Source organism: Alphaproteobacteria bacterium (assembly GCA_025800285.1).
In the GTDB taxonomy this organism is placed as follows: Bacteria; Pseudomonadota; Alphaproteobacteria; order JAOXRX01; family JAOXRX01; genus JAOXRX01.
In genome coordinates this window covers 1-1926 of record JAOXRX010000007.1, presented here as the reverse complement: position 1 = coordinate 1926, position 1926 = coordinate 1, and the positions used below count along the sequence as shown (strand labels likewise).

2 protein-coding genes are annotated in these 1926 nt (G+C 29.6%); one reads left to right on the top strand and one right to left on the bottom strand.

Going from position 1 to position 1926, the window contains the following annotated elements:
- Window positions 1–180, bottom strand: a 180-nt coding sequence (locus OIF36_00030) for a transposase (GenBank protein ID MCV6598858.1), incomplete at its 3' end; no start/stop codon positions are given.
- A 144-nt stretch (window positions 181–324) separates the two neighbouring features.
- Between OIF36_00030 and OIF36_00025 the strand changes: the two genes are divergently transcribed.
- Window positions 325–1716: a serine/threonine protein kinase gene (locus OIF36_00025; protein ID MCV6598857.1), complete on the top strand. Its 1392-nt coding sequence runs from the start codon at window positions 325–327 to the stop codon at window positions 1714–1716.
- The last annotated feature ends 210 nt before the right edge of the window (window positions 1717–1926 follow it).

Genomic DNA, 1926 nt, shown 5'->3' with positions numbered 1-1926 from the left:
AGAACCACGGTGCTCAACAATGCCTCCATTCTTTTTTGCATTTTGAACCCAGTTGTTTAATGAAGACTGACTTACTTTTAAATCATCTGCAGCATCTTTGATTGATTTACCAGATGAATAGTAATACTCTACAGCATCTTGTTTAAACTCAGCTGTAAATGTTCTTCTTGATTTATTCATAATAGATTCCTTTCTCTGATTATTCTATTGTATCAGATTCAGAACTTATTATGTTTAACTTCTCCAGTTTTTATTCTAGCACCATGTTTTGCGACATATAGTGCATGAAAATAATTGTTAGCTAACATAATATAGGAGATAGTGATGATTCAAAAAGTATTTGATAATAATTATGTAATATTAGACGTTCTTGGACAAGGAGCATATTCTACTTCATATAGAGCATTTGATCAGATTAGTAAGAAAGTTGTACTTATAAAACTTTATTCAAAGTCATATACTAAATCTAGAATTGATAGAGAATATGCAATACTTTCAAAGTTGAAGAGTAAAAGTATAATTAGTCTGTTAGGTCGCGGAATAGTTTCGGAAAATATGTATTTAGTCTTTGAATATATTGATGGAGTTGATCTTGGGGAGTATCTAAAGAATAACACGTTGGAAATTGGTGAGTTCTGTAAGATAGCTATTGATTTGACTTTAGCAATAAAGCAAATGCATAATAACGACATTATACATAGAGATATTAAACCTTCAAACATTATTATAAAAAATGATATAAAACCAGTATTAATCGATTTTGGAATAAGTAAGATAATCACCGAATCTGATATCGCAATAAAAAATAGGGGTTTTAAGGGTAAAATACATTTTGCGACAAGTCCTTTTTATACACAGACAGTAGATGGAGGAATAATAGGAACACCGATTTTCATGGCGCCTGAACGATTTGAAGTTGAGTCTGATAGTATAGAAAGTGATGTATATTCATTAGGTTTAGTATTTTATTATATGTTTGAGAAGGCTTTTCCTTTTAAGACTCATGATTTAGCAAAGTTGTTAGACGAAAAGAAGAATCTTTCAACAATAGATATTGTTACTTCTGAAATAGATATTAATGAGTCAATAAATAAATTGGTTAATGGTATGTTGGAACCAAACATAAAAACAAGATATACAATAAGTTCTGTATTAACTGATCTGTATAAAATACAGAAAATGGTGGTTGGAAAAGAAATTGTTTCTATTTATGATACTGAATCTGTAAATGTGTATAATACGAATATCATAAATGAAAAAAAAGTAAATAGTAAACAGTTGAGTGATGAGTTTAATAGTTTGTTTACTGTAGCAGAAAAGAAAGAGGCTGTTGTAGATAGTAGAGAGTTTTATAGAACATATCTATCAAGAGAATATGATACTTTGTTAAATCAAGCAAAGATATCTTTTGGTTTGTGGTTTTCCTGTTTTATTGCTGCTGGGATTATAATTATTGCTATACTTGTATTATTGGTTAATGGGGAGTATGAGGCAGCACTTGGTTCAGCAATAGCTGAAATATTTATTTTGTTTGTTCAAAGACTATTTAAGATTAGAGAAAATGAATACAGGAAACAAATAAAAAGTAAAATACATCATCTAGAAGTTGGTAACTATTGGAATTTAGTGATGCAGAGTATTGATCTAATTAATGATAATGAAGTAAAGAGTAATTCATTACAAGAATTGGTAGAGTGGTTAAAAAAACAGAGTTAAACTATATTACGTCAGTTAGCACACTATTTGCAACACCCCGCATATGCGGAATGTGCAAACAGGTATAACTTGTATAGGTTAATCTAAAAGCGGACCTTTTATCAACTAATAATCAGTTGAAAAAGGGACCGCTATTTTTTATACCCAAAATTTGATTTAAGATGATTTTGGGAGGTGAAAGGAGTGATTGAACAAATGGATAAGTTTGAA

Bases quoted from the DNA above. Each gene is read 5' to 3' on its own strand.
- OIF36_00025 (MCV6598857.1), top strand. From the start codon at position 325: ATGATTCAAAAAGTATTTGATAATAATTATGTAATATTAGACGTTCTT.